The sequence below is a fragment of the Herbaspirillum lusitanum genome (assembly GCF_046025995.1).
In the GTDB taxonomy this organism is placed as follows: Bacteria; Pseudomonadota; Gammaproteobacteria; order Burkholderiales; family Burkholderiaceae_D; genus Herbaspirillum; species Herbaspirillum lusitanum_A.
Map to the genome: position 1 here is coordinate 1 of NZ_JAQQFM010000019.1, position 24,924 is coordinate 24,924.

Consider the following 24,924-nt stretch of genomic DNA (forward strand, 5'->3'; position numbering starts at 1 on the left):
GATCATGCTGTGCTCCTGCTGTTATATTTTTTGATGTGCTGCTGACGCGTCCGGAACATCCGCGTGGCGAATCTTCCGGACGGATGCTGATTTAGAACGAGTGGCGAATGCCGGTGGTCACGCCTAGGCGATTGCCGAACAGGGTGCCTGATGTCGAACCGAGCGTGGTCCAGGCATCGGTCAGACGCGTGTAGTCCACGGTCAGATAGACGTCGGTGCGCTTGCTGAATGCATAGTCCAGCGTCGGTGCGATGGTGATGCGGTTGCCGCTGGTGCCGGCATGCTTCAGCTTGTCGAAATACACCGAATTCCACAGGCTCCATGGACCGCTGATGTTCCACTTGAAGCCGGCCGAGTAGGAGCTGTTCTTGTAGTCGGCGACGTCCAGCTTGTTGTTGATGTAACCCAGGTACCACTTGACCGGGCCGACGGTGTAAGTACCGCCCAGCGTCCAGGCTGTCTGCTTGCTGTTGGCGCTGATGGCGGAGCTGAAATAACTGGTCGAGTTGTTCAGCGTCTGCCAGGCGCCGCCGACGTGCAGCGGGCCGTTGTCGTAGGCCACGCTCAGCGCCTTGGATTCGCCGTTGTGCACATCGCCGGCAACTTCGCCTGCGCTGTAGCCGACGGTGGCGGTCACGCCGTTCCAGCTGCCTGCGTAGCGCAGGCTGTTGTCGAGACGCGCGCCCATGGTGTAATTGCCGCCCTGAAAACCGATGGTCTGGGTGATGTTCGACAGTGCATAAACGTCATAGCTCACCACCATGTCGTGGATCACGGCGTACTGGCGTCCCACGGTCACTTTGCCGAAACCGCCTTGCAAACCGACCAGCGATTCGCGGCCGAACAGACGCGTGCCGCTGGCAGGCTGCTGCTGCAGTGCGCCGTTGTCGGTACCGAAACCGGTTTCCAGCGAGAACAGCGCACTCAGACCGCCGCCCAGGTCTTCAACGCCCTTGAAGCCGATACGGCTGCCGCTGAGCGGACCGCCGGCCAGTTGCAGCTTGCTGCCGCCCGCAGCGTTCTCGTTGGTGCTGTAACGCACCGAGGCGTCGACGATACCGTAGATGGTGACGCTGCTCTGCGCATAGGCAGAACAGCTGAATACGCCGAGCACTGCGGCGGCTAGAGCTATTTTTTTCATCGCTACTCCCTTTTGATTGATAGGAACTACACCCTCACCTCAGACTACTTTCAGGCCATGGCAGCAAGCCACGCCTCGACTACCGGCCGCCGGGATGTCATTCGCAACGGCCGTTATTCTTGTGATCAGCGCATCAGGAAATCACCACGTCAGGACAGCGCGGCGACGGCCGCAGCCATGCGGCGGCAACCCTCTTCGATGACCTCGACCGCGGTGGCGATCGACATGCGGAAATACGGCGAGACACCGTAAGCCGAGCCCGCCACCAGCGCCACGCCGGTGCTTTCCAGGAAGTACATGACGACATCGACGTCGCTCTGCAGCGTGCCGCCGTCAGGTGTCTTGCGGCCCAGCAGGCCGCCGCAATTGACGAACAGATAGAAGGCGCCGCCCGGGGTGCGGCAGCTCAGGCCGGGGATGGCGTTGAGCAGTTCCAGGCCGCGGTCGCGGCGCTGGCGGTAGACGCCGGCGAAGTCGGCGACGAAAGACTGATCGCCGCTCAGCGCGGCCAGTGCAGCGGCCTGACTGACCGAGCTGGGGTTGCTGGTGGATTGCGATTGCAGCACGTCGAGCGCCGCGATCAGATCGGAAGGACCGGCCGCATAGCCGATGCGCCAGCCGGTCATGGCATAGGTCTTGGAGACGCCGTTGATGACCAGGGTCCGTTCGCGCAATTCGGGTGCGGCGTTGAGAATGTGCGGCGTAGCGGCGCCGTCGAAGCGGATGTGTTCGTAGATGTCGTCGGTCATCACCAGCACTTGCGGGTGACGCAGCAAGACGTCGGACAGCGCGCGCAATTCTTCCAGACTGTAGGACGCGCCGGTAGGATTGCTCGGCGAATTCAGGATCAGCCATTTGGTGCGCGGCGTGATCGCCGCCTCCAGCAGCGCCGGCGTCAGCTTGAAGCCATCGGCCTCGGTACAGACTACGATCACCGGCTTGCCGTCGCAGGCCAGCACCATGTCCGGATACGACACCCAGTAAGGCGCCGGCACCAGCACTTCGTCGCCGCTCTCGACCGTGATCGCCAGCGCGTTGAAGATGGCGTGCTTGGCGCCGCAAGTGGCGATGATGTCGCGCGGCTCGTAGTGCAGTTTGTTTTCGCTTGCCAGTTTGTCGGCGATGGCCTTGCGCAGCGCCGGTGTGCCGGCGGTGGCGGTGTAGCGCGTTTCACCGCGCTCGATGGCTTCACAGGCGGCTTTGCGAATATGAGCCGGGGTGTCGAAATCGGGTTCGCCGACCACCAGATTGACGATGTCCTTGCCCTGACGACGCAGTTCTGCGGCGCGTTCTGCAGCGGCGCTGCTGGGCGATTGTTTGATGCGGCGGACGCGCTCGGCAATACGCGATGACTTCACACTAGCTCTCCAAAGGCGAATAAGAGCGCCTACGGTAAGCTTGCGGATTCGATTTCGCTAAGACGACTTTCGTCTGACAAAATAACGTCGTCTTATGGGTGATCGCAAAGACGTATCTATATAGTTGCCGTGTTTTTTGAATGGAATTTTCTGGCTAAAATTAATCCGATGGCCGGAAAGCCCCGCCGGATAAGGGTTTTCGGGTGCATGTCAATTTCTGTAAGCAGATCGCCGATGGCCTGCACTTATTGATTGATATAAATATTTTCCAATGAGCAGTGTGTTGATCGTGCAACGTCGCACGTCATATAAAATACTTCTGCCGTAATAGCCTTATCATTGGACGCCGAAAAATACAGAAGGCATTTCATGCGCATGTCTGCCATGCCTTCTCAAAAATAAACAAGAACCGGCAGCGATGAACGAGACCGAGTGGCGTGATTCTTGCATCCCTGTCTGCTTGAATTGAAGGAGATGAATCGTGAATCTGCGCCGCCTGAAGTATTTTGTAAAAATCGTCGATATCGGCAGCCTGACCCAGGCGGCGGAAATCCTGCACATTGCACAACCTGCGCTGAGCCAGCAACTGGCGACGCTGGAGGGCGAGTGCCGGCAGCAGCTTCTGGTGCGCACCAAACGCGGCGTCACGCCGACCGAAGCCGGCAGCACCTTGTATCGCCATGCGCAGATCATTCTGCGTCAGGTCGAGCAGGCGCAAAACGATGTGAAGAAATCGGGCCAGACCTTGTCCGGCCAGGTCTCGGTCGGGCTGTCGCCCGGCACCGCCGCCTCGGCGCTGTCGCTGCCGCTGTTGCAGACGGTGCGCGCGCGCCATCCCGGCATCCTGCTCTACATCAATGAAAACTTCGGCACCACGCTGAGCGAGCTGATCATGAACGGCCGCATGGACATGGCCGTGCTGTATGGCGACAAGTCTTTTCATGGTCTGTCGTACAAGCCCTTGCTGAAGGAAGACCTGTATCTGGTGGCGCCGGCCTGCCTGCATTTTTCGGAAAAGGAAATTGCCCTGCAGGAATTGCGCGATGTCGAACTGCTGTTGCCGCGCCCTTACAACTTCGTGCGCAAGTATGTGAACGAAGCCTTCATGGGCGCACAGATGGTGCCGCGCGTGGTGGCCGAGATCGAATCCGCCGCCACCTTGTCGGCCGCCATCGCCGCCGGTCTGGGCGCGACCATTCTGCCGGTGTCGGCGGCGCGCGTGATCGCGTCGACCGGCAACGCCACCTTGTCGCGCATCATCAATCCGGTGATTCTGGCGCCGCTCTCGCTGTGCGAATCCGATCACCTGCCTCTCTCGGAACCGGCGCGAGCCGTCAAGGACATCCTGATGGAACTGGTCGACGATCTGGCGCGCGACAGCGGCCTGCCGGAGCGCGTCGAGGCCTGAAGCGGCCGCATCACCGCGTAAAAGATTTACGGAAGCGCCCGGCAATGCATGTTGCCGGGCGCTTTTGCATTGCTTCAGCAGCATTGCCAATAATCCATAAGACGCCCTTATCCCTACAAAGCCAATCCGTCTTATCCGATTTCGGCATGGACGTATATATTGAACTTCCAGAAATCGTTGAGGCTAAGTCCGTCTGCGCAATTGCCGCGCCCGGCTCAGATAAGGTAACCAGATGGATCTTCCAAGAATAAAAGCGCTGATTGAATTGCTGCACGACTCCAGACTCACGGCGCTGGAGCTGAGCGAAGACGGGGACAGCATCCGCCTGGAAAGAAATCCGCAGGGCAGTGTTCCGGCGCCCACAGTATCGACGCCGTCGACTGCATCCGCCGCGCCCCTGTCGGCAGCACAGAATGCCGCATCGCCTGCTCCTGCACCCAAAGCAGCCAGCGCGCCGTCGCACTTAGTGAAAGCGCCCATGCAAGGCATCCTGCATCTGACGCCGGCGCCCGACGAAGCGCCCTTCGTCAGCGTGGGCGACCGTGTCGAAGCCGAGCAAGTGATCTGCGTCATCGAAGCGATGAAGATGTTCAACACCCTGGAAACCGAAGTCGCCGGCCGCATCGTGGAAATCCTCGCGCAGCCGGGCAGCGAGGTCAAGGCCGGGCAGCCCTTGTTCCGCATCGAATAAAAATTCCGCGGCCGGCGGCGCTGCGCATTGCACTCATTCATTCCATTCATTCTCTTTATTCATTTTCATGCTCAAGAAGGTCCTCATTGCCAATCGCGGAGAAATCGCCTTGCGCATTCAACGCGCTTGCCGCGAACTGGGCATCAGCACAGTCGCCGTCTATTCGGAAGCCGATGCCGGCGCCAGGCATGTGCGTCAGGCTGAACAGTCCTTGTGCATCGGTCCGGCGCAACCCGGCAAAAGCTATCTCAACAAAACGGCGCTGCTGCAGGCGGCGCAGTTGTGCGGCGCCGACGCGATCCATCCGGGCTACGGCTTTCTGTCCGAGAATGCCGACTTCGCGCAGATGATCGAAGATGCCGGTCTGATTTTCATCGGTCCGCTGGCAGCTTCGATCCGCGTCATGGGCGACAAGATCTCCGCCAAGCGCGCCATGAAGGAAGCCGGCGTGCCCTGCGTGCCGGGTTCCGACGGCGCCTTGCCGGCGGATGCCGATGCGCTGAAACAGGCGGCGCGCGAGATCGGCTATCCGGTGATCGTCAAGGCGGCCGGCGGCGGCGGCGGCAAGGGCATGCGCGTGGTGCATGCGGAAGCCGAACTGCCGGAGGCGGTGTCGCTCACGCGTGAAGAAGCGCGCCGCGCCTTCGGCAATCCCGAGCTGTACATGGAAAAATTCCTGCAGCATCCGCGCCATGTGGAGATACAGGTGCTGTGCGACGGCCAGGGCAATGCGCTGTGGCTGGGCGCGCGCGATTGCTCGATGCAGCGGCGCCATCAGAAGGTGCTGGAAGAAGCGCCGGCGCCCGGCATTCCGGAGGCCGTGCTGAGCGAAGTCGGCGCGCGCTGCGTGGTGGCCTGCCAGCAGATCGGCTATCGCGGCGCCGGCACTTTCGAGTTCCTGTTCGAAGACGGCCGCTTCTATTTCATCGAAATGAACACGCGCCTGCAGGTCGAACATCCGGTGACCGAACTGACCTCGGGCATCGACATCGTGCAGGCGCAACTGAAGATCGCCGGCGGCGAAGCGCTCACGCTGCAGCAAGCGGACATCCGCTGCAGCGGCCATGCCATCGAATGCCGCATCAATGCCGAGGATCCCTATTCCTTTATCCCCTCGCCCGGCGCCATCAGCGGCTGGGAACTGCCGGGCGGCAACGGCGTGCGCGTCGACAGTCACGCCGGCGTCGGCTATGTGGTGCCGCCCTATTACGACTCGATGATCGCCAAGCTGATCGTGCATGCACCGACCCGCGCCGAAGCGCTGGTGCGCATGCAGGGTGCGCTGTCTGAAATGCGGGTCGATGGCATCAGCACCAATCTCGCGCTGCACGGCGAACTGATCGCCGAGCCCGGTTTCGTCGCCGGCGGCGTGGATATTCATCATCTTGAGCGCTGGCTCAAGCAACGGAATGCATCGTGAACCGGTCACTCTCACTTCAACCTCAGGCAAGCGCGGCGCCCGCGCCGGATAGTTCAGTACAGGCGCTCAACATCAGTTTTCTCGGCGCCCGCGCGATCCTGTTCGAAGCGCCTGGCCTGATGGACCTGAGCCATCAGCGCCGCATCTGGAGCATGGCGCGCCGCTTTGCAGACTGGCCCGGCATCAGTGAAACCGTACCCGGCATGACCAATCTGATGCTCACCTTCAAGACCCCGCCGACCGATATCGCAGGCTTGCACGCCGCGCTGCGCGAGGCCTGGGCGCAGGAGGGCGAGCTGCAGATCGAAGGCCGCTGTATCGAATTGCCGGTGGTCTACGGCGGCGACGGCGGGCCGCATCTGGGCGACGTGGTGGCGCATACCGGCCTGTCGGTGGACGAGATCATCCACCTGCACGCAGCGCCGCTATACACCGTGTACGCGCTCGGCAGCCATCCCGGCTATTGCTATCTGGGCGGCATGGATGAGCGCATCGCCACGCCGCGCCGCAAGGTGCCTGTGGTGCGTCTGCCGGGCGGTTCGGTGTCCATAGGCGGCGCTCAGACCGGCGTTTCCGCTTCGCCCGGCCCCAGCGGCTGGAGCACCATCGGCCATACCGAAATGGTGTTCTTCGATCCCGCCAGAGCGCAGCCGGCGACGCTGGCGCCGGGCGACTGCATCCGCTTCCGCATCGAGAAGGTGATCAAATGAGCCGCCCGACGATAGAAATTCTCGCCACCGGCGCGCTCAGCACGGTGCAGGATCTGGGCCGCAACGGCTCGCTGCGCTTCGGCGTCGGCACCTCCGGCGCCATGGACGATCTGGCGCTGGCGATCGGCAACATTCTGCTCGGCAACGAGGACAATGCGGCCGCCATTGAAATTCCGATTCTGCCGTTCCGCATGCGTTTTCTGGAAGACAGCGACTTCGCGCTGACCGGCGCCGACTGCGGCGCGCGTCTGGACGGCGTGGCCGTGCCGCCGTGGTGGTGCCTGCATGCGCGCAAGGGGCAGACGCTGGTGCTGGGGGTGCCGCTGTCAGACGCCCGCGCCTATGTGACCTTGGCGGGCGGCATCGACGTGCCGCAGGTGCTGGGGTCGCGCAGCACGCAGATGCGCGGAAATTTCGGCGGCTTCGAAGGCCGTCCGCTGAAGAAGGGCGATGTGCTCAAGACCATCGCCCGCGCCAGCGGCGCCACGCCCTTGTCGAAAGTAACTTCAGCCGGCTTCGGCGTGCGGCCGCCGGCCTTCGGTCTGCCGCTCAGCGCTGCAGCGACTCCGGGTGCCGCCACCGTCACCGCCGTGCGCGTGCTGCCGGCCGGCGAATACGACTCTTACACCGCCGAGGCCTTGCAGCATTTCTGGCGCGCCGACTGGCAGGTGACGCCGCAGAGCGACCGTTACGGCTATCGTCTGGCCGGTCCGGTGCTGAGCGCCAGGACGCTGATCGAAAAGCGCTCGCACGGCATCGTGCCGGGCGTGATTCAGGTGCCGCAGAGCGGCCAGCCCATCATTCAGCTGCGCGATGCCCAGCCCTCCGGCGGCTATCCCAAGATCGGCACCGTGATCGAGGCCGACATCTGGCGTCTGGGCCAGACCCGCATCGGCGAAGCGATACGCTTTGTGCAGGTGTCGCATGCCGAAGCGGTCGCTGCATTGCAGGAGAAGGATGCTTATCTGGCGCAATTGCGGCAGGCGGTTGAATGGCAACGCAAGGTCTGAGGAATGCTGATGAATCTCGATGAACTGCGCGCACTGATTGCGCTGATGGACGCCAGCGATCTGACGCTGCTGGAACTGAAACGGCCGGCCGCCGATCTGCGCCTGCGACTGGAGGCTGCACGCAGTGAAGCGGCTGCAAGGTCTGCATCCGGCGCGGCTGTAGTGCCGGCGCTTGCCGCGAATTCCGCCGAGGCTGCGGTGCAGGTGAAAGCGCCGGCCTTCGGCATCTTCACCACACGCCATCCGGCGCGCGGCGAAGCCTTCTGCGCCGACGGCCAGCAGGTCGAGCAAGGCCAGACCCTGGGCATGCTGCGCATCAATGAACTGTATGTGCCGGTGATCAGCCCGGCAGCCGGCACGCTGCGGCGGCTGGTGGAAGAGGAAACCCTGACCGGCTATGCAACACCGCTGTTCGATATCGTCGTCTGACGTTGATGAGGAACAAGGAAACAACATGAAAATCGACTTGAACGCCGACATCGGCGAAGGCTTCGGCTTTTACAAGATGGGCGACGATGAAGCGCTGATGGAGATCATCAGCTCCGCCAACATCGCCTGCGGTTTCCACGCCGGCGACCCGGTGATCATGGATCGCACCATCCGCCTGGCGGCACAGCGCAAGATCGACATCGGCGCGCATGTGGGCTTTCCCGACATGCTGGGCTTTGGTCGCCGCGTGATCCAGGCCGACCCGGCGGAACTGAGCAAATACGTGGTGTATCAGCTCGGTGCGCTGTCGGGTCTGGCCCGCGCCGCCGGCTGCAAGATGACGCACATGAGCTTTCATGGCGCGCTGGGCAACATGGCGGCCGCCGACGACGCGCTGGCCGATCCGCTGGTCAAGGCGATTTCGGAGTTCGATCCGGAACTGATCATCAGCGTCTCCACCAACACCGCCATCGAGCGCGCCGCCAACCGCCATGGCATGCGCTGTGCTACCGCTTTCCTGGCCGATCGCGCCTATGACGATCAGGGTGCGCTGGTGTCGCGCAAACTCAAGGGTGCGGTGATCGAAGACAAGGCAGAAGTGCTGCAACGCGTCATACAGTTGCTCAGCGAAGGCTGCATCACTTCCATCACCGGCAACAAGCTGGAGATGAAGGTCAAGCAGATTCTGGTGCACGGCGATACCTCGGGCGCGGTGGCGCTGGCGCGCTCCATCCGCGACGCCATCCACAATGCCGGCGGCAGCGTGGTGCCGGTCGCGCAACTGGTGGGCTGAACGGGCGCGACGCGCCGGATTGGCACGGCACGCCGCTGTTGCGAGATGCATAAGCTGGGCTTATCCCCTCAAAGCCAATCCATCTTGGCGTGATCGGCGGCTGCCATATATATTGAATTCAACAGGGGCGGGCGTCGGCGGTTGTCGCCGCCACGCCCGGTTTCATCCGAATGAGCCGCTCCGCAGCAATGCCGGACGGCCATCGCAGAACATTGGAGAAAGACGCACATGCCATTTTCAGATTACAAGACCGCTCTGGTCACCGGTGCATCCACAGGGATGGGCGCCGCCATCGTCGAACGTTTCTGCAAGGAAGGCCTGGAAGTGCACGCTCTGGCGCGCAGCGAAGGCCCGCTCAAGGAGCTGGCCGCCCGCACCGGCTGTATTCCTCACGTGATGGATGTGCGCGACGTCGCCGCGCTGACCAGGCTGGCCGAGTCGGTGCAGTTCGACGTGCTGGTCAACAACGCCGGCATCTCCACCCCCGGTTCCATCCTGACCGCCAGCGAGAGCGACGTCGATTCGCAGGTTGAGATCAATCTGCAGGCCGTGCTGCATCTGGTGCGTCTGATCATGCCGGGCATGGTCGCGCGCGACCGCGGCCATGTGGTCAACATCAGCTCGATCGCGGCGATCTACAACTTCAACGGCAACTCCATCTATCACGCCACCAAGGCCGGCATTCATGCCTTGTCGCGCCAGTTGCGGGTGGATGCCACCGGCAAGCGCGTGCGCGTTACCGAGATCTGTCCGGGCCGCGTGGCGACCGACATCTTCGGTCACGTGCACGGCGACATTGAAGCCGCGCGCAAGCAGTTCATCGACGGCTTCGAATTGCCGCAAGCCTCCGACATCGCCGACGCCATCGCCTTCGCGATCTCGGCGCCGATTGCCGTCAACATCGGGCACATCGAAATCATGCCGACGCTGCAGGTCTGCGGCGGCCTCACCACCATCAAGCCGGAAGCGCCGCAGGGCTGATCCGCACTGATCGTCGCCGGCGCTGTGCCGGCACTCCGAACATTCTGAACCGAAAGAAGAGCTACTCATGGAATACACAGGCGCACGCAAGAACCCATCGGCCCCGCAAGCCAGCGCGGCCATCATCGCAACGTTGAAGGACATTCCCTCGGCATTGATCAGCGACAACATGCGCCGCATCGTCGGCACCGCCGGCCTACGCCCCATGCATCGCGGCGGCGTGCTGGTCGGCACTGCGGTCACGGTACGCGTACGCCGTGGCGACAATCTGGCGATTCATCGCGCCTTCGATTTCTGCCGTCCGGGCGACGTCATGGTGATCGACGGCGGCGGCGACACCAGCCAGGCGCTGCTGGGCGAGATCATGTCGACCTACGCTGAAAAGATCGGCATCGCCGGTCTGGTGATCGACGGCGCGATCCGCGACATCGCCGCCATCCGCGAAAAGGATTTTCCCATCTTCGCGCGCGGCGTGACCCACAAAGGCCCTTACAAATGCGGCCCCGGCGAAATCAATGTGCCGGTCAGCATCGATGGTCTGGTGATCAATCCGGGCGACATCATCGTGGGCGATGACGACGGTCTGGTGGCCTTCCCGCAATCGGAAGCCGAATACCTGATCGTCAAGGCCAAGGAACAGATTCAGCGCGAAGCCGACACCATGGCCGCGATCCGCGAAGACCGCTACGACCGTTCCTGGATCGACGCGCTGGAAGCCAATAGCGCACGCTGAGCGCAATAAGCGAAGTCAGCCAGGCAGGCAATACAGGCAATAAAGAAAATACAGGCAATACCGGATCGCCGGCGGCGGCATTGAACATGCAGCACGCCGGCGGCGACAACACACGGAGCGCAAGGCCCAAGGCGGCGCATTCGTGGAGTGATAAAAAATATAGCGGAGATAGACATGAAACAAGCCATTCTGGTCACGCGTGCGACCTTTCCCGAGGTGCTGGAAAAACTGCGCGGCGCCTTCGAGGTCACCGACAATCAGCGTGACGTCCTCTGGACCCAGGCTGAACTGATCGCCCGCCTGCAGGGCAAGACCGGCGCCGTCACCCACGGCAGCGACAAGATCGACGCCGCCTTGCTGGATGCCTGCCCCGAATTGCGCGCAGTCTGCAACGTCGGCGTCGGCTACAACAATATCGATGTCGCCGCCTGTACCGCGCGCGGCGTGCTGGTCACCAACACCCCCGACGTACTGACCGAGACCACCGCCGATTTCGGTTTCGCGCTGCTGATGGCAACCGCGCGCCGCATCGCCGAATCCGACCGCTATGTGCGCGCCCGCCAATGGGACAAGACCGGCGTCTACGACATGCTGCTGGGCGCCGACATTCATGGCTCGACGCTTGGCATTTTCGGCATGGGCCGCATCGGCCAGGCCATCGCCCGGCGCGGCGCGCATGGCTTCAACATGCGCGTGATCTATCACAACCGGAGCCGTCTGAGCGCCGACATCGAGCGCGAATGCAAGGCCGGCTATGTCGACAAGGAAAGCCTGTTTCGCCAAGCCGACCATCTGATCGTGGTGGTGCCCTATTCCCCTTCCTCGCACCACGCCATCGGCGGCGCCGAGTTGCGCCTGATGAAGAACAGCGCCACGCTGATTAACATCGCGCGCGGCGGCGTGATCGACGACGGCGCGCTGGCGCAGGCGCTGCTGGACGGCACGATCGCTGCCGCCGGGCTCGATGTGTTCGAAGGCGAACCCAATGTGCGCCCGGACCTGCTGGATATTCCGAATGTCGTGCTGACGCCGCATATCGGCAGCGCCTCGATCAGGACGCGCCAGGCCATGGCGCTGCTGGCGGCGGACAATCTGGCGGCGATCTGCAACAGCACCGGCAAGCCGGCGCCGCTGACCGCGGTCAATGCTGAATTGCTGCAGCAGACTGAGCGTCTGCGCGCCTAGACTTTTCACCGGACTGCACTGACAATGCGGCCGCGCTGTTGCTGCATCGGCATCGTAAGCTCAGTGCGCTGAACCCAAACTCCAACAAGGACATCCGGCTGGCCGCGCAGGCTGTGCAGCATTGCCTTTCGACAAGCCCGATGCCTGCCGCATCGTCACCAATTTGGTGATGGCTGCACCAGCAAGGATAGATGTTGCACCACCATTTCAGAAACTTATCATCCCAGATGAAAAGCGTCTTTTCTTATACTTTTCGTTCCGCGTATTCTCTTCGAAACGCTGGACTGTGAGCTTGATTGACTGCATCAAAAAAGCAATGAAGAGGGAGAAACACCATTAATCAGAATCTCAATTTCGCAGCGATCCTGCAGGGGCAATATGCCGACCTGCTATGGAAAGGGATCATGCTGACGCTGGAACTGACGGTCGCGTCATGGATTCTGGCGCTGGTGCTGGGAACCGTGCTGGCCACCGTCAGGATGACCAATCACCGCGTCGCCAGGATCGTGGTCGGCTGCTTTGTCGCCTATCACCGCAACGTGCCGATGCTGGTGCAGATCATGATGTGGTATTTCGCCCTGCCCTCGCTGCTGCCCGACAACGCGCAGATGTGGATCAACCAGTTCAACGGCGAATTCCTGTACTCGGTGATCGCCATCGGCCTGTGCATGGCGGCCTATGTGTCGGAAGATATCCGCAGCGGTCTGCGCGCGATTCCCTACGGCCAGTTCGAAGCCTCGCGCGCACTGGGTCTCAGCTACATCCGCAGCATGCGTTTCGTGATCCTGCCGCAGGCCATGCGCATCGCCATGCCGCCGCTGGTCAATCACACCGTGCTGCTGTTCAAGAACACCAGCCTGGCGATGGCCATCGGCGTGGCCGAGCTGACCTACGCTACACGCCAGATCGAAAACTATACCTTCCGCACCTTCGAAGCCTATCTGCTGGCCAGTCTGTGGTATCTCGCGCTGTCGCTGGCCTTGATGGGCGCGGGCGCGATGCTGTCCCGCCATTACCGCATCCCGGGGAGCAGATAAGCCATGTTCGAGATTCTGCACAACCATTGGGAGCTGCTGCTGCTCGGCCAATATCCTAGCGGTCCGCTGGGCGGCCTGGCGATCACGCTGATCCTGTCGCTGCTGGGCCTGGGTCTGGCGTTCCCGGTCAGCATCGTGCTGGCGCTGGCGCGCATCAGTCCGCTGGCGGCGTTTCGCGTACCGGCCACGGTGCTGGTGTACGTGATTCGCGGCATCCCGCTGATCATGGTGATCTTCTGGGTCTACTTCTTTCTGCCGCTGCTGATCGGTCGCACCATCACCGGCTTTACGACGATGCTGTGCACGCTGGTGATTTATCAGAGCGCGTATCTGTCGGAAGTGATCCGCGCCGGCATCGAAGCGCTGCCCAAGGGCCAGATCGAAGCCTCGCGCGCGCTCGGTCTCGGCTATTTCCGCACCATCCGTTTCGTGATCCTGCCGCAGGCGCTGTACAACATGATGCCGAGCATGATCAGCCAGTTCGTCTCGACCATCAAGGAGACCTCGCTGGGCTATGTGATCAATGTGCCGGAAATCACCTTCGCCGCCAATCAGGTCAACAACCAGTTGCTGACGCAGCCGCTGGCGGTGTTTTCCATTCTGGCGCTGATCTACTTCGTGCTGTGCTTCTCGTTCACCGAGCTGGCCGATTACATCGAGCGCCGCATCACCAGAAAGCGCGCCGGCAAGCGCAAGAGCCAGAAACCATCCGTCACCAGCTCCGGCCCTTACGTCAAGCTGTCCACCGCCGCAGTCAGCAAGGAAAATTCATGATCATTTTTACCGACGTCAACAAGTGGTACGGCAGTTACCACGCGCTGGTCAATGTCAACGCCCAGGTCAAACGCGGCGAAGTGGTGGTGGTGTGCGGCCCTTCCGGCTCCGGCAAGTCGACCCTGATCCGCACCGTCAATCGCCTGGAAGATATCCAGAAAGGCCAGATCGCCTTCGACGGCCAGGACGTCAATGCTGCCGGTCTCGATCTCAACAAATTCCGCACCCGCGTCGGTTTCGTGTTCCAGCAGTTCAATCTGTTTCCGCATCTGTCGGTGCTGGAAAACATCATCCTGTCGCCGACCCGGGTCAATGGCCTCAAGCGTGCGCTGGCGAAAGACAAGGCGCTGACGCTGCTCGAGCGCGTCGGCCTGTCGGCCAAGGCCGATGCCTATCCCGGCCAGCTGTCGGGCGGCCAGCAGCAGCGCGTCGCGATTGCGCGCGCGCTGGCGATGGACCCGCCGGCCATGCTGTTCGATGAACCGACCAGCGCGCTCGATCCCGAGATGGTGGGCGAAGTGCTCAACGTGATGAAGAGTCTGGCGCGCGAAGGCATGACCATGATGTGCGTCACGCACGAAATGGGTTTTGCGCGCGAAGTGGCCGATCAGGTCTGGTTCATGGACGCCGGCGTGATTCTGGAACGCGCCACGCCGGAAAAATTCTTTACCCAGCCGGAGCATCCGCGCGCCCAGCGTTTCCTTTCGGACCTGCGCTCGCACTGAAACCCCTATCTGCGAATCCGACCTGATCAAGCGGATTCACATTTCCTTGTCTTTGCCATGTCGGTAAGGATTTTTCAATAAGACCTGTTCTAAGAAAAACTGAGGAGCTTTACAACATGAAATTGAACCGAGTGCTTTCCGGACTCTTGCTCACCTGTGCGGCTGTCATGGTCCAGCAGGCGCATGCCGATCAACTGCAAGACGTCACTGCACGCAAGGAACTGATCTGCGGCGTCTACGCCGACGTGGTGCCGTTCTCCTACCCTGATCCGAAAACGCGTGCGCTGGTCGGCATGGACGTCGACCTGTGCAATGCACTGGCCAAGGAAATGGGTCTCAAGCCCAATCTCAAACCGCTCTCAGTCGAAGCCCGCATCTCCGAAGTGAAGATGGGCCGTGTCGATCTGGTGATCGCCAATCTGGCCTACACCAAGACCCGCGGCGAGCAGATCGAGTTCAGCAACGCCTACTACATCACCAAGGAAGTGCTGCTGGTGAAGAAGGCTGACGCCGCCAAGACCCTGGCCGATTTCGAAGGCAAGCGCATCAGCGCCACCAAGGGTTCGACCTCGGAGCAATCGATTCACATGTCGGTCAAGAACGGCGTGCCGGTCACCTTCCAGGACACCGGTTCGGCCTATCTGGCACTGCAGCAGAACAAGGTCAACGGCTTCGTCACCAACATGATGACCGCCATCCAGTTCGTGCAACAGACCAAGGGCACGCCCGAAGAGCTGGCCATCATCCGTGAACCGATGGCGCTGGAGCCGATCGGCGCCGGCATGCGCAAGGGCGAAACCGCCTTCGCGGCAGCGGTCAACAAAGGCCTGATGGGTCTGGAAACCAGCGGCGAGTTCAAGAAGATCTGGGACAAGTGGCTCGGCCCTGAAACCAAGTACGGCATCGCCCGCACGGAAAAGATCGCACCGCTGAGCGAGCTGAAATTCCAGCCCATGCCCTGACCGGCTGCAACGCGGCCCCGCTGCCAGTCCGGCGGCCGCCGCAGGCAAGACCCTCTGTGTAGTTGTGCCACCGGAGTTGGGTGGCTTGCGGGGGATTGATGCGCATGCATCGATCCCCCTTTTTATTGCCGCAGGATTCTCGCTACCGCAAACGCGGACGCCTTCTTTCATTCATTCAAGGCCTTTTCAACTGCTTCGGATCGCCATGGCGATCCCGATCTCTATCCTTTGCACTTTTCACGACCTCCACCATGTCTACCCGCGATCTGTTACTTGCGCTGCTGGCCGTCACCATCTGGGGCGGCAACATCATCGCAGTCAAGCTGGGCGTCGCCGACTTCCCTCCCCTGTTGATGACCGCGCTGCGGCTCTTGATCGCCGCCGCTGTGCTGCTGCCTTTCGCGCGTGTGCAGCGCCGCAATCTGCCCTGGATACTGCTGCTGTCCTTCAGCTTCTCCACCCTGCACTTTTCGCTGATGTTTCTCGGTCTGAAGACTGCTGAAGCCGGCACCGGCGCCATCCTGCTGCAGATGGGCACGCCCCTCGCCACCCTGCTCGGCGTGCTGCTGTTCAAGGAAAGGCTGGCGCCGCTGCAGATCGCCGGCCTGCTGATTTCACTGAGCGGCGTCGGTCTGCTGAGCTTCAGCCCATCCATCCCGCCGCTCCTGCCGTTTTGCCTGCTGCTGGGCAGTGCGCTGGCCTGGGCGGTGTCCAACCTGATCGTCAAATACGCGCCGGCCATGAACATGATGGAGCTGATCTGCTGGTCTTCCTTCTTCGGCGCGCCGCAGGTGGCGCTGGCCTCCTATTGCTTCGAACAGGATCAGCTGCAGGCCCTGCGGCACGCCGGCTGGCTGGCGTGGCTGTCGGTCAGCTATTGCGCGGTATTGTCTTCCGCACTCGGCTACTGGATCTGGTACGGACTGCTGCGCCGTTACCCGGTCAGCAAAGTGGTGCCGCTGTCGCTGCTGAGCCCGGTGTTGTCGGTGATCTTCGGCGTACTGGTCTTCCACGACGCGCTCGATCCAGGCAAAAGCGGCGGCGCGCTGCTGACGGTCGGCGGCATTGTGCTGATGAGTTATTTCGGGCGGGGTGTGAAAGCAGCTGCGGCTGAACGCAGCGGCAAGGCGCAGGCCTGAGCGGGATAAAAAAAGCGCTCCTCACGGAGCGCTTTTTACTTGGCCACCTTCCAGATGGCAAGCAATGCAAAGCATCGAACATCCTTTACTTCGCGTGCTCCAGCCCCTTCATCACTTCCACCTGCACCGTTTCCCAGATTGACTTCTTGAGTTCGATGTAGCGCGGCGACAGTTGTACTTCCGCTGCGCGTGGATGCGGCAGGTCGTTGGTGATGTCCTGCACCACGCGGCCGGGTTTGGCGCCCATCACGATCATGCGGGTCGACAGCATCAGCGCTTCATCGATCGAGTGGGTGATGAAGATGATGGTCTTGCCGCTCTTTTCGTAGATGCTCAGCAGCTGCTCCTGCAGCACCTGGCGCGTCATGGCGTCGAGCGCGGCGAAGGGTTCGTCGAACAGCATGACGTCGGGATCGTTGGCCAGCACGCGGGCAATCGAAACACGTTGCTTCATTCCGCCGGACAAGGCATTCGGAAAACTGTCTTCGAAGCCGCGCAGACCGACCATCTCGATGTAGTGCTGCGCAGTCTTCGCCCGTTCGGTGCGCGACACGCCGCGCATCTTGAGGCCGAACTCGACGTTCTGGCGCACGGTTTTCCAGGGAAACAATGCGTACTGTTGAAACACCATACCGCAGGCCGGATCGACGTCGCGTACTTCACGATTGTTGACGTGCACGCTGCCGACGGTGGCGCGTTCGAAGCCCGACACCAGATTGAGCAAGGTCGATTTGCCGCAGCCGGAAGCGCCCAGCAGCACCAGAAACTCGCCGCGCGCCACTTCCAGATTGACCTGATCCAGCACCTTGAGGGCGCCGAAGGATTTGGACACGCCGCGAATGCTGATCATTGCATCGCCTGCGGCGGTCGAGGTTTTTACCGCTGCCATGAGAGAACGCTCCTTTGAATCAGGCGGAACACCACATCGGTGATGAGAACAGTGAAGCTGATCAGAACCATGCCCAGCACCACGGTATCGGTCTGGAAGAATTCCTTGCCGTTCATGATCATGAAGCCCAGGCCTTCCTTGGCGGCCACCAGTTCGGCCGAGATCACACAAGTCCACGACAGGCCCAGAATCACTTTCATGCCGGACAGAATCTGCGGCATGCAGCCCGGCAGAATCACTTCACGCATGACTTGCCAGCGATTGGCGCCGAGGTTGCGGGCGGCGCGGATCAGTATCGGGTCGATGCCTTGCGTGGCTTCGATCACATACAGCAGCGCCGGTGTGACTGCGCCCATGAACACGATGCTGTACTTCTGCGTTTCGGTGATGCCGAACCACAGCAGCGTCAGCGGAATCCAGCTCATCGACGGCAGCGGCCGCAGAAACGACAGGATGGGGTCGAAGACGGCGCGCGCCACTTTCGAGGTGCCCAGCATGATGCCCAGCGGAATCGAGACCACCACCGCCGCCAGAAAGCCCACCATCACGCGGCGCGCCGAGGCGGCGATATTGGCGATCAGCGAATGCTGGTCCCACATGCGGATCGCGCGTGCCAGCACCTGCGAAGGCGCCGGCAGGAACACGGTGTCCACCACGCCGGCGCGACAGATCAGTTCCCACAGCATCAAGAATGCCAGGAGGGAGACAGCGGAGAGCGTCAACAAAGCGCTGCCACGCAACCATTCTTTCTTTTCAGCCATGTTTCAACCTCACAGATACGTCGCGTTGACCCATTGCCGCACTTGCGGAACGAAATCGATTTGCTTCAGCTTGAGCAGCATCTCCGCCAGCTTCTGCAAGCCGATCACGAAGTTGCCGGGATTTTCCATCAAGGCCTTCTGGTCGGCCTGGCTGAACCATTCGGTCTGCTTGATGGTGGACAATTGCTCCTCCATCGTCAGCGAAGTCAGTTCCATGAGTATCTTTGCCGCTTCTTCCGGCTTTTGCGTCATGAAGGCATTGGCTTCGAAGATCGCTTGCAGGAAGCCCTTCACCGCTGCCGGATTCTCCTTGCCGAAGACGCTGCGCACCAGCAGCACGTCCGGACCCGGCGACATCTTGTAGCTCTTGTAGAGCGAGAAGGCCGAATCGTCGAGCAGGATTCTGGTGCCGGGCAAGGCGCGGATGCGGTTGAAGGTCGGGGTCCATGCCACCGCCGCATCGATCTGGTTGGCGCGGTAAGCGGTCAGCAGTTCGGTCGACGGCAGGTTGATGATGGAGACATCCTTGTCGGGATCGATGCCGGCCTGCGCCAGCACATCCAGCAGCAGCACGTGCGAACTGGAGGCATAGGTCACGCCGATCTTCTTGCCCTTGAGCTCGTTCAGGCTCTTGACGCCGTCGCGCACCAGCATGCCTTCGGCCTTGCCGAAGTTGTTGGGGGTGGCGATCATCTGAAACTGCTTGGCGCCGCTGGCCATCAAGGCCAGTGCCGAGACCACGCCGGTGCCGGCGATGTCGACGTTGCCGGCCATGACCGCCGCCATGCGCGAGGAGGAAGTGGCGAAGGCCTGCCAGCGCAGATCGATGCCGTACTTGCCCATCATGCCGGTCTTCATCGCGATGTAAGCAGAATAGTGACCCAGCCAGGCGGACCCGCCGTAGTTGATGACCGTGGGGGCGGCAGCCTGCGAGAGGATGGGAAATCCCATCGAACCGGCTGCGGCCAGCGTGACGGCTTGCTTCATGACCCGACGTCGAGTCTCATTCATTGCTTGCTCCTATCTGGTTGGTCCAACAATTCAAACGATGGAGACGGCTTTTCTATCCTGACCCCGCCCCTGCTCCTTTCGCTCGCCGCGACCGCCGCCTTGCACTTGCCGCGCATGGTGCAATCGCATGGAGGGTCGCGCTGCGATGTGCCGATATTACTGACTCATGCGGGCGCGAAAAGGCGCTTAAGGAAAACTAATACAAACTATGTTTCTGCCTAATCTAGCTGCACTGCAACGGATGAAAGCAGCGCTTTTTCAGTGCATTTCCTGCTGCCGACGCCCTTGCTTCGTGCGTGTGCTGCCGATGGCGCGCAGCGGCTGAAAATCCGGAGGGAAAGATGAGTCGGCCGCTTGCCGCCGGCTTGCAGATTTGAGCGCGTTCTTTTGTGATTTTCCGCAGACGCGCTCATGCCCTGAGGGCGGAGTCTGCGGCGGCAGTGCGGCGCCTGTGTGCCGAATCGAAATCAGCAGCAGCGCGGCGACTGCTTGAGTCTGAATACTTGCCCCGTCATCCTGCACGTCCCTCTCTTTTTTTATATTTGATTTTTTGGCGTTCGCCCTATTTCCAGGAGAACGCATCCTTCGGCAAAGTCGGCAGCGCCGCCATGATCGCCGGTGAAATCTGTTGCTCCAGTACCTGGCGCGTGATGCCTGATACTTCTTCCGCCAGGCCGGTCCACTCCCCTTCGCGCGACAGCAGGAAGAAGTTGCGGCGCCCGAGCTGGCTTTCCGGCAGCGGCACCACCGTCACATCGCCCAGACAATGCCGCGATTGCCACAGGCACAGCGGCGTGGTCACCGCATAACCCATGCCCCAGGCCACCAGATTGAGCAGCGGATCGGTGGCGTCGAATTCAAAGCGGCGCGGCGCGTCCAGCTTGATATGGCGCAGATAGCGCTCGATCTGCTGGCCGATCACCGAACGCCGCGTATAGCGCATCAGCGGCAGCTGGCGGAACAGCTCTTTGGGATCTTCGATTTCTTCCGCCGCCTTCTTCGGCACCACCGCCACGAAGGCTTCGGAAAACAGCAGATGCTGCTCGATGCGCGTATCGTTGACGGTGGATTCGGTGCACACCGCCAGATCCAGTTCACGCCTTTGCAATTGCTCGCTGAGCATGGGCGTGAGGCCCGACCACAGCGAAATCTCGCGCGCACTCTTTGAAATCGCGCGCACCAGCGCCGGCCCCACCGTGGCCGAAAACGAATCGACTCCGCCCAGCCTGATCTGCGCCACTTCCGAACGCGAGGCGTCGATCAGGCGCTCATTCACACGCTGCGCATGTTCCAGCAGATCCTTGGCCAGATCGGTCAGCAAGCGCCCCGCCGCCGTCGGCCGCGAGGGCCGGAATTCACGGTCCAGCAGCAGCATGCCGCTCTGCGTTTCCAGCGACTTGATCAGCTGGCTGACGGCGCTCTGGGTCACGCCCAGCTTGCGCGCGGCTTCGATCATGGAGCCGCCCTCGCAGACCGCGACAAAGGCCTGCAGCGCGTGCAGATCGAATGGAATATCGGACATAGCCTTCCCTTTCGGTGCGCCATTGCTCATGCTGTATTGCCGTTGTGGCCTGATCGCAATGGCGCTGATATTGATCTAAAAAGTTTGCTGCAGGCCTAATGTTAAACGCTCTTCTTCAAAACATTAGTTTCTCTAATGCAGCCGCTCCCGCCGGATTTTTCAGTTCACACTTGCCTCGTCTAAATAAAGAGGAAGCTATGAACGTCTATGACGCCATCGTGATCGGGGCCGGAGTGATCGGCACCTCTACCGCATTCCATCTGGCGCAGCTGGGGGCGCGCAATGTGCTGGTGCTGGATAGAAAGACCATAGGCGAAGGCACGACTTCGCAGTCGTCGGGCATCTTGCGCACACATTACTCGGTGCAGGAAAACGTCGAGCTGGCGCAGCGCTCATGGGATGTGTTCAACCGCTTTCCGGAATATCTGGAAGATGAAGAAGCCTCCTGCGGCCTGGTCAAATGCGGCTACATGATCTGGGCGCCTGAAGGCGACAAGCTGGAACCGCTGCGCGCCGCGCTCAAGGGGCAGCAGGATCAGGGCATTCCGCTGCAATATCTGGACGCGCACCAGGCGCGCGCCCTGCTGCCGATTGCGCAATTCGACGATGCCGCGCTGATCAGCTTCGAACCCGAAGCCGGTTTCGCCGACGCCTATCTGGTGGCGACCGCCTTTGCCCGTGCAGCCCGCCGCCGCGGCGTCATCTTCAAGGAAGGCGTCAGCGTCAATCAGCTCATCATCGAAAACGGCCGCACCGTCGGCGTGGAAACCAGCGCCGGCCGCTTTCTCAGCAATACCGTGGTCAGCACGCAGAATATCTGGACTCCGGAACTGGAAAGCTGGACCGGCCTCACGTTGCCGGTGCGCGCCGAGCGCCACACCGTGATCGCGCTGGAAGGCCCGGAAGCCTATACCTTCGGCATGCCGGTGTTCAAGGATCTGGCCTCGCAAGGCATGCTCTACGGCCGCAGCTACGGCGGCACGCAGATGCTGGTGTCGGAAGGCGTGGTCGGCGAAACGCTGGACGTGCCCGACACCGAGCAAGGCGATGTCTCGCTCGACGCCATCGCCGAGATCGGCGCCCAGGTGGCCGAACGTTTCCCCTCCTTCGAAACCGCCGGCCTGGCGACCTCCTGGACCGGCGTCTACGACGTCACGCCCGACTGGAATCCGGTGCTCGGCAAGTTGCCCGGCATCGAAGGACTGGTGGCAGGCTTCGGTTTCTCGGGCCACGGCTTCAAGCTGTCGCCGGCAGTCGGCCGCGTGCTGGCGCAGAGCGCGCTGAATCTGCCTACCGATGTCTCGCTTGAGCCGTATGCGCTGGAGCGTTTTTCCACCGGCAAGCTGCTGGTCGGCAAATACGGTTCGGGCGCAGTGTCCTGAAGCACGCGCGCCGGTCATCATGCAGATCATTTCGGTTGATGCACTCCCAGCGCAATTGTGGCGCAACGGCGCCGGCCTCACGCGGCTGATCGCCAGCGGCGCGGCCGGGCAGCAGCTGATACCCGGCCAGCCGCATCTCGATGAGGCCGACTGGCGCATCAGCCTGGCCGACATTCAGTCCGACGGCCCGTTCTCTACCTTCCCCGGCGTCGACCGCCATGCGGTCTTGCTGGGCAGGGGGGCGGTCCGCCTGTCCGGGCCCATCGGCGGCGCCCATGCCTTGCCGCTGACGCCGATTGCGTTTCCCGGCGAGGCCGAACTGCATGCCACGCGCGAACCGGCCTCGCCGGCGGCGCCGCATCAGTTCCTGAATCTGATGGTGAAGCGCAAGAGCATGCGCAGCGAGATGCGCGTCATCGGCAGTGCCGAAGTGCAGGACGCGGCGGCCTTGCTGTTCGTGCTGGTGGTTGCCGGCGAGTGGATGTTTCGTCCTGCAGAAGATGGCGCCGGTGACTGCCGCCTGCGCGCGCGTCAGGCCGGTATCGTGCGTGCGCTTGCGGCGGGCGCCGTGCTTGCACCTCTGCAGGCCGATGCAAAAGCCGTGTTGATCAGGCTCAGCAATCCTGACTGAAGTCCGGGCCGTCGCCCTGCTCTATTCCATTCCATTGTTTTCTTTCATCGCATACACCCATGAAAATTCTTGTCGCCGTTAAACGAGTTGTCGATTACAACGTCAAGGTGCGCCTCAGGTCCGACGGTTCCGGCGTGGACATCGGCAATGTGAAGATGAGCATGAATCCCTTCGACGAAATCGCCGTGGAAGCCGCCGTGCGGCTCAGGGAGGCCGGCGTCGCCAGCGAGGTGATCGCGGTCTCCTGCGGCCCGCAGCAATGTCAGGAGACCTTGCGTACGGCCATGGCCATCGGCGCCGATCGCGCGATTCTGGTGGAGTCGCAGGACGAGCTGCAACCGCTGGCGGTGGCCAGGCTGCTGCACGCCGTAGTGCAGCAAGAGAAGCCCGCGCTGATCATCGTCGGCAAGCAGGCCATCGACGACGACAGCAATCAGACCGGGCAAATGCTGGCGGCGCTGGGCGACATGCCGCAGGCCACCTTTGCCTCCACCCTGCAGATCAGCGGCGACGAAGCCATCGTCGCGCGCGAAATCGATGGTGGTCTGGAGACTCTGGCGGTGAAATTGCCGGCCGTGATCACTACCGATCTGCGCCTGAACGAACCGCGTTACGTGACCCTGCCCAATATCGTCAAGGCCAAGAAGAAGCCGCTGGATGTCACCACGCCGTCGGCGCTGGGGGTGGATACCGTTGATATCGCGCCGCGTCTGCTCACGCTGAAAATGGTCGAGCCGGCCGCGCGCGCCGGCGGCGTGCTGCTGGCCAATGTAGAGACGCTGGTCGCGCGTCTGAAGAACGACGCTCAGGTCATCTGAGCGCCTCCTTGCCCTGCTTCATTTTGCAAAAGAAATGCGAAAGAAATCATGACTGCACTCATCATCGCCGAACACGATAACGGCACACTCAAATCAGCGACTCTGCATGCCGTTACCGCTGCGCTGCAATGCGCAGAGCAAGTCCATCTGCTGGTCGCCGGACATGGCTGCGCCGCCGTCGCGAACGCCGCTGCGGCGATCAAAGGCGTCGCCAGGGTCTTGCTGGCCGATGCGCCGCAATACGCCGCCGGCCTGGCCGAGAACGTCGCTGCGCAAGTGATTGCGCTGGCGTCTGCGCCGGGCTCCGCCAATTCCCCCTACTCGCACATCCTCGCCACCGCCACCGCCAGCGGCAAGAACGTGCTGCCGCGCGTCGCCGCCAGACTCGGCGTGGCGCAGATTTCAGAGATCACCAAAGTGCTGAGTGCCGACACCTTCGAGCGTCCTATCTACGCCGGCAACGTGATCGCCACCGTGCAATCGAAAGATGCGATCAAAGTCATCTCGGTGCGCGCCACCGCCTTTGCGGCGGCGGAGTGCGGCGGCAATGCCGACGTGCTGCCAATCGATGCGGTGGCCGACAGCGGCCTGTCGCGTTTCGTCTCGCGCGAAACCACTTCATCCGACCGGCCCGAGCTGGCATCGGCCAATATCATCGTGGCCGGCGGACGCGGTCTGGGCTCGGGCGAGAACTACGCCAGACTGCTGGAACCGCTGGCCGACAAGCTCAATGCCGCACTCGGCGCATCGCGCGCGGCGGTGGATGCCGGCTTCGTGCCCAACGACTATCAGATCGGCCAGACCGGCAAGGTGGTGGCGCCCGATCTCTATATCGCCGTCGGCATCTCCGGCGCGATCCAGCATCTGGCCGGCATGAAGGATTCCAAAATCATCGTCGCCATCAACAAGGATGCCGATGCGCCGATTTTCGCGGTGGCCGATTACGGCATCGTCGGCGATCTGTTCGAACTGGCGCCGCAGTTGACGGCCGCCTTATCCTGAACGGCGGCAGGCCGGACATGGCAAGCACATGAATAAAATCCTCGAGCAATACGGTCCGCGCGAAGCGATGGAATACGACGTGGTGGTGGTCGGCGGCGGTCCGGCCGGGTTGTCGGCGGCGATCCGCATCAAGCAACTGGCGGCCGGGACCGGCAAGGAAGTCTCGGTCTGCGTGCTGGAAAAAGGCGGCGAAGTCGGCGCCCACATTTTGTCGGGCGCAGTGATGGATCCGCGCGCGATCACCGAACTGTTTCCGGACTGGAAAGAACTGGGCGCACCGTTGAATACCCCGGTCTCTGAAGACCGCTTTCTTTTTCTCTCCGCCAGCAAAGCCTACAAGACCCCGTCTTGGCTGCTGCCAGCCTGTTTCCAGAATCACGGCAATTACGTCATCTCGCTGGCCAATGTCGCG

At 61.9% G+C, this 24,924-nt stretch carries 26 protein-coding genes; 20 read left to right on the plus strand and 6 right to left on the minus strand.

The window, feature by feature from the left end; all coding sequences use genetic code 11:
- Nucleotides 1-91: 91 nt before the first annotated feature.
- Together PQR62_RS25255 and PQR62_RS25260 are read right to left on the minus strand one after the other, a co-directional pair.
- On the minus strand, nt 92-1,141 hold the full coding sequence (locus PQR62_RS25255; protein ID WP_408160840.1) for a porin: 1,050 nt from the start codon (nt 1,139-1,141) through the stop codon (nt 92-94).
- A 149-nt stretch (nt 1,142-1,290) separates the two neighbouring features.
- Nucleotides 1,291-2,499, minus strand: a complete 1,209-nt coding sequence (locus PQR62_RS25260) for an aspartate transaminase (RefSeq protein ID WP_408160841.1) — start codon at nt 2,497-2,499, stop codon at nt 1,291-1,293.
- A 481-nt stretch (nt 2,500-2,980) separates the two neighbouring features.
- Between PQR62_RS25260 and nac the strand changes: the two genes are divergently transcribed.
- The 15 genes from nac (at nt 2,981) to PQR62_RS25335 (ending at nt 16,496) form a co-directional block, all read left to right on the plus strand.
- Nucleotides 2,981-3,907, plus strand: a complete 927-nt coding sequence (gene nac, locus PQR62_RS25265; RefSeq protein ID WP_408160842.1) for a nitrogen assimilation transcriptional regulator NAC — start codon at nt 2,981-2,983, stop codon at nt 3,905-3,907.
- A 232-nt stretch (nt 3,908-4,139) separates the two neighbouring features.
- Nucleotides 4,140-4,598: an acetyl-CoA carboxylase biotin carboxyl carrier protein gene (gene accB, locus PQR62_RS25270; RefSeq protein WP_408160843.1), complete on the plus strand. Its 459-nt coding sequence runs from the start codon at nt 4,140-4,142 to the stop codon at nt 4,596-4,598.
- A gap of 67 nt (nt 4,599-4,665) precedes the next feature.
- Nucleotides 4,666-6,018 carry an acetyl-CoA carboxylase biotin carboxylase subunit gene (gene accC / locus PQR62_RS25275; RefSeq protein ID WP_408160844.1) on the plus strand — a complete coding sequence of 451 codons (1,353 nt, stop codon included), beginning with the start codon at nt 4,666-4,668 and terminating at the stop codon, nt 6,016-6,018.
- Nucleotides 6,015-6,728: a 5-oxoprolinase subunit PxpB gene (gene pxpB, locus PQR62_RS25280; protein ID WP_408160845.1), complete on the plus strand. Its 714-nt coding sequence runs from the start codon at nt 6,015-6,017 to the stop codon at nt 6,726-6,728. Before accC ends, pxpB begins: the two co-directional genes overlap by 4 nt.
- Nucleotides 6,725-7,738, plus strand: coding sequence for a 5-oxoprolinase subunit C family protein (locus PQR62_RS25285; protein ID WP_408160846.1), 1,014 nt, complete (start codon nt 6,725-6,727; stop codon nt 7,736-7,738). The genes pxpB and PQR62_RS25285 overlap by 4 nt, the downstream gene beginning before the upstream one ends.
- A gap of 9 nt (nt 7,739-7,747) precedes the next feature.
- Nucleotides 7,748-8,167: a hypothetical protein gene (locus PQR62_RS25290; RefSeq protein ID WP_408160847.1), complete on the plus strand. Its 420-nt coding sequence runs from the start codon at nt 7,748-7,750 to the stop codon at nt 8,165-8,167.
- Between the two features lie 25 nt (nt 8,168-8,192).
- Nucleotides 8,193-8,960 carry a LamB/YcsF family protein gene (locus PQR62_RS25295; RefSeq protein WP_408160848.1) on the plus strand — a complete coding sequence of 256 codons (768 nt, stop codon included), beginning with the start codon at nt 8,193-8,195 and terminating at the stop codon, nt 8,958-8,960.
- 228 nt (nt 8,961-9,188) lie between these two features.
- Complete coding sequence (locus PQR62_RS25300; protein WP_408160849.1) at nt 9,189-9,941, plus strand: SDR family oxidoreductase; 753 nt, start codon at nt 9,189-9,191, stop codon at nt 9,939-9,941.
- Nucleotides 9,942-10,008: 67 nt separating this feature from the next.
- The gene (locus PQR62_RS25305; protein ID WP_408160850.1) at nt 10,009-10,674 is read left to right on the plus strand and encodes an RraA family protein; all 666 of its coding nucleotides are present in this window, start codon (nt 10,009-10,011) and stop codon (nt 10,672-10,674) included.
- Nucleotides 10,675-10,848: 174 nt separating this feature from the next.
- Nucleotides 10,849-11,859: a 2-hydroxyacid dehydrogenase gene (locus PQR62_RS25310; RefSeq protein ID WP_408160851.1), complete on the plus strand. Its 1,011-nt coding sequence runs from the start codon at nt 10,849-10,851 to the stop codon at nt 11,857-11,859.
- Between the two features lie 335 nt (nt 11,860-12,194).
- Nucleotides 12,195-12,896, plus strand: coding sequence for an amino acid ABC transporter permease (locus PQR62_RS25315; RefSeq protein ID WP_408160864.1), 702 nt, complete (start codon nt 12,195-12,197; stop codon nt 12,894-12,896).
- A 3-nt stretch (nt 12,897-12,899) separates the two neighbouring features.
- Nucleotides 12,900-13,670 (plus strand): amino acid ABC transporter permease, encoded by a 771-nt coding sequence (locus PQR62_RS25320; protein ID WP_408160852.1) that lies wholly within the window; start codon nt 12,900-12,902, stop codon nt 13,668-13,670.
- On the plus strand, nt 13,667-14,395 hold the full coding sequence (locus tag PQR62_RS25325; protein WP_408160853.1) for an amino acid ABC transporter ATP-binding protein: 729 nt from the start codon (nt 13,667-13,669) through the stop codon (nt 14,393-14,395). Before PQR62_RS25320 ends, PQR62_RS25325 begins: the two co-directional genes overlap by 4 nt.
- Nucleotides 14,396-14,511: 116 nt before the next feature.
- The gene (locus PQR62_RS25330) at nt 14,512-15,357 is read left to right on the plus strand and encodes an ABC transporter substrate-binding protein (protein WP_408160854.1); all 846 of its coding nucleotides are present in this window, start codon (nt 14,512-14,514) and stop codon (nt 15,355-15,357) included.
- Between the two features lie 251 nt (nt 15,358-15,608).
- Nucleotides 15,609-16,496 carry a DMT family transporter gene (locus PQR62_RS25335; RefSeq protein ID WP_408160855.1) on the plus strand — a complete coding sequence of 296 codons (888 nt, stop codon included), beginning with the start codon at nt 15,609-15,611 and terminating at the stop codon, nt 16,494-16,496.
- Nucleotides 16,497-16,581: 85 nt separating this feature from the next.
- Here PQR62_RS25335 and PQR62_RS25340 read toward each other — a convergent pair whose 3' ends face one another.
- The 4 genes from PQR62_RS25340 to PQR62_RS25355 form a co-directional block, all read right to left on the minus strand.
- Nucleotides 16,582-17,346: an ABC transporter ATP-binding protein gene (locus tag PQR62_RS25340; protein WP_408160865.1), complete on the minus strand. Its 765-nt coding sequence runs from the start codon at nt 17,344-17,346 to the stop codon at nt 16,582-16,584.
- A gap of 26 nt (nt 17,347-17,372) precedes the next feature.
- On the minus strand, nt 17,373-18,146 hold the full coding sequence (locus tag PQR62_RS25345) for an ABC transporter permease (RefSeq protein WP_408160856.1): 774 nt from the start codon (nt 18,144-18,146) through the stop codon (nt 17,373-17,375).
- Between the two features lie 9 nt (nt 18,147-18,155).
- Entirely contained in the window at nt 18,156-19,157 is a 1,002-nt protein-coding gene (locus PQR62_RS25350; RefSeq protein WP_408160857.1) for an ABC transporter substrate-binding protein, read from the minus strand.
- A gap of 562 nt (nt 19,158-19,719) precedes the next feature.
- Nucleotides 19,720-20,679, minus strand: coding sequence for a LysR family transcriptional regulator (locus tag PQR62_RS25355; RefSeq protein WP_408160858.1), 960 nt, complete (start codon nt 20,677-20,679; stop codon nt 19,720-19,722).
- A gap of 197 nt (nt 20,680-20,876) precedes the next feature.
- Here PQR62_RS25355 and PQR62_RS25360 point away from each other — a divergent pair, with 197 nt between their 5' ends.
- The 5 genes from PQR62_RS25360 to PQR62_RS25380 all read left to right on the plus strand — a co-directional run.
- On the plus strand, nt 20,877-22,061 hold the full coding sequence (locus PQR62_RS25360; RefSeq protein ID WP_408160859.1) for an NAD(P)/FAD-dependent oxidoreductase: 1,185 nt from the start codon (nt 20,877-20,879) through the stop codon (nt 22,059-22,061).
- 19 nt (nt 22,062-22,080) lie between these two features.
- Entirely contained in the window at nt 22,081-22,692 is a 612-nt protein-coding gene (locus PQR62_RS25365; RefSeq protein ID WP_408160860.1) for a HutD/Ves family protein, read from the plus strand.
- Nucleotides 22,693-22,751: 59 nt separating this feature from the next.
- Nucleotides 22,752-23,510 carry an electron transfer flavoprotein subunit beta/FixA family protein gene (locus PQR62_RS25370; protein ID WP_408160861.1) on the plus strand — a complete coding sequence of 253 codons (759 nt, stop codon included), beginning with the start codon at nt 22,752-22,754 and terminating at the stop codon, nt 23,508-23,510.
- A 48-nt stretch (nt 23,511-23,558) separates the two neighbouring features.
- Nucleotides 23,559-24,512, plus strand: coding sequence for an electron transfer flavoprotein subunit alpha/FixB family protein (locus PQR62_RS25375; RefSeq protein WP_408160862.1), 954 nt, complete (start codon nt 23,559-23,561; stop codon nt 24,510-24,512).
- Between the two features lie 28 nt (nt 24,513-24,540).
- The coding region (locus PQR62_RS25380; protein WP_408160863.1) for an NAD(P)/FAD-dependent oxidoreductase at nt 24,541-24,924 on the plus strand (384 nt) is incomplete at its 3' end.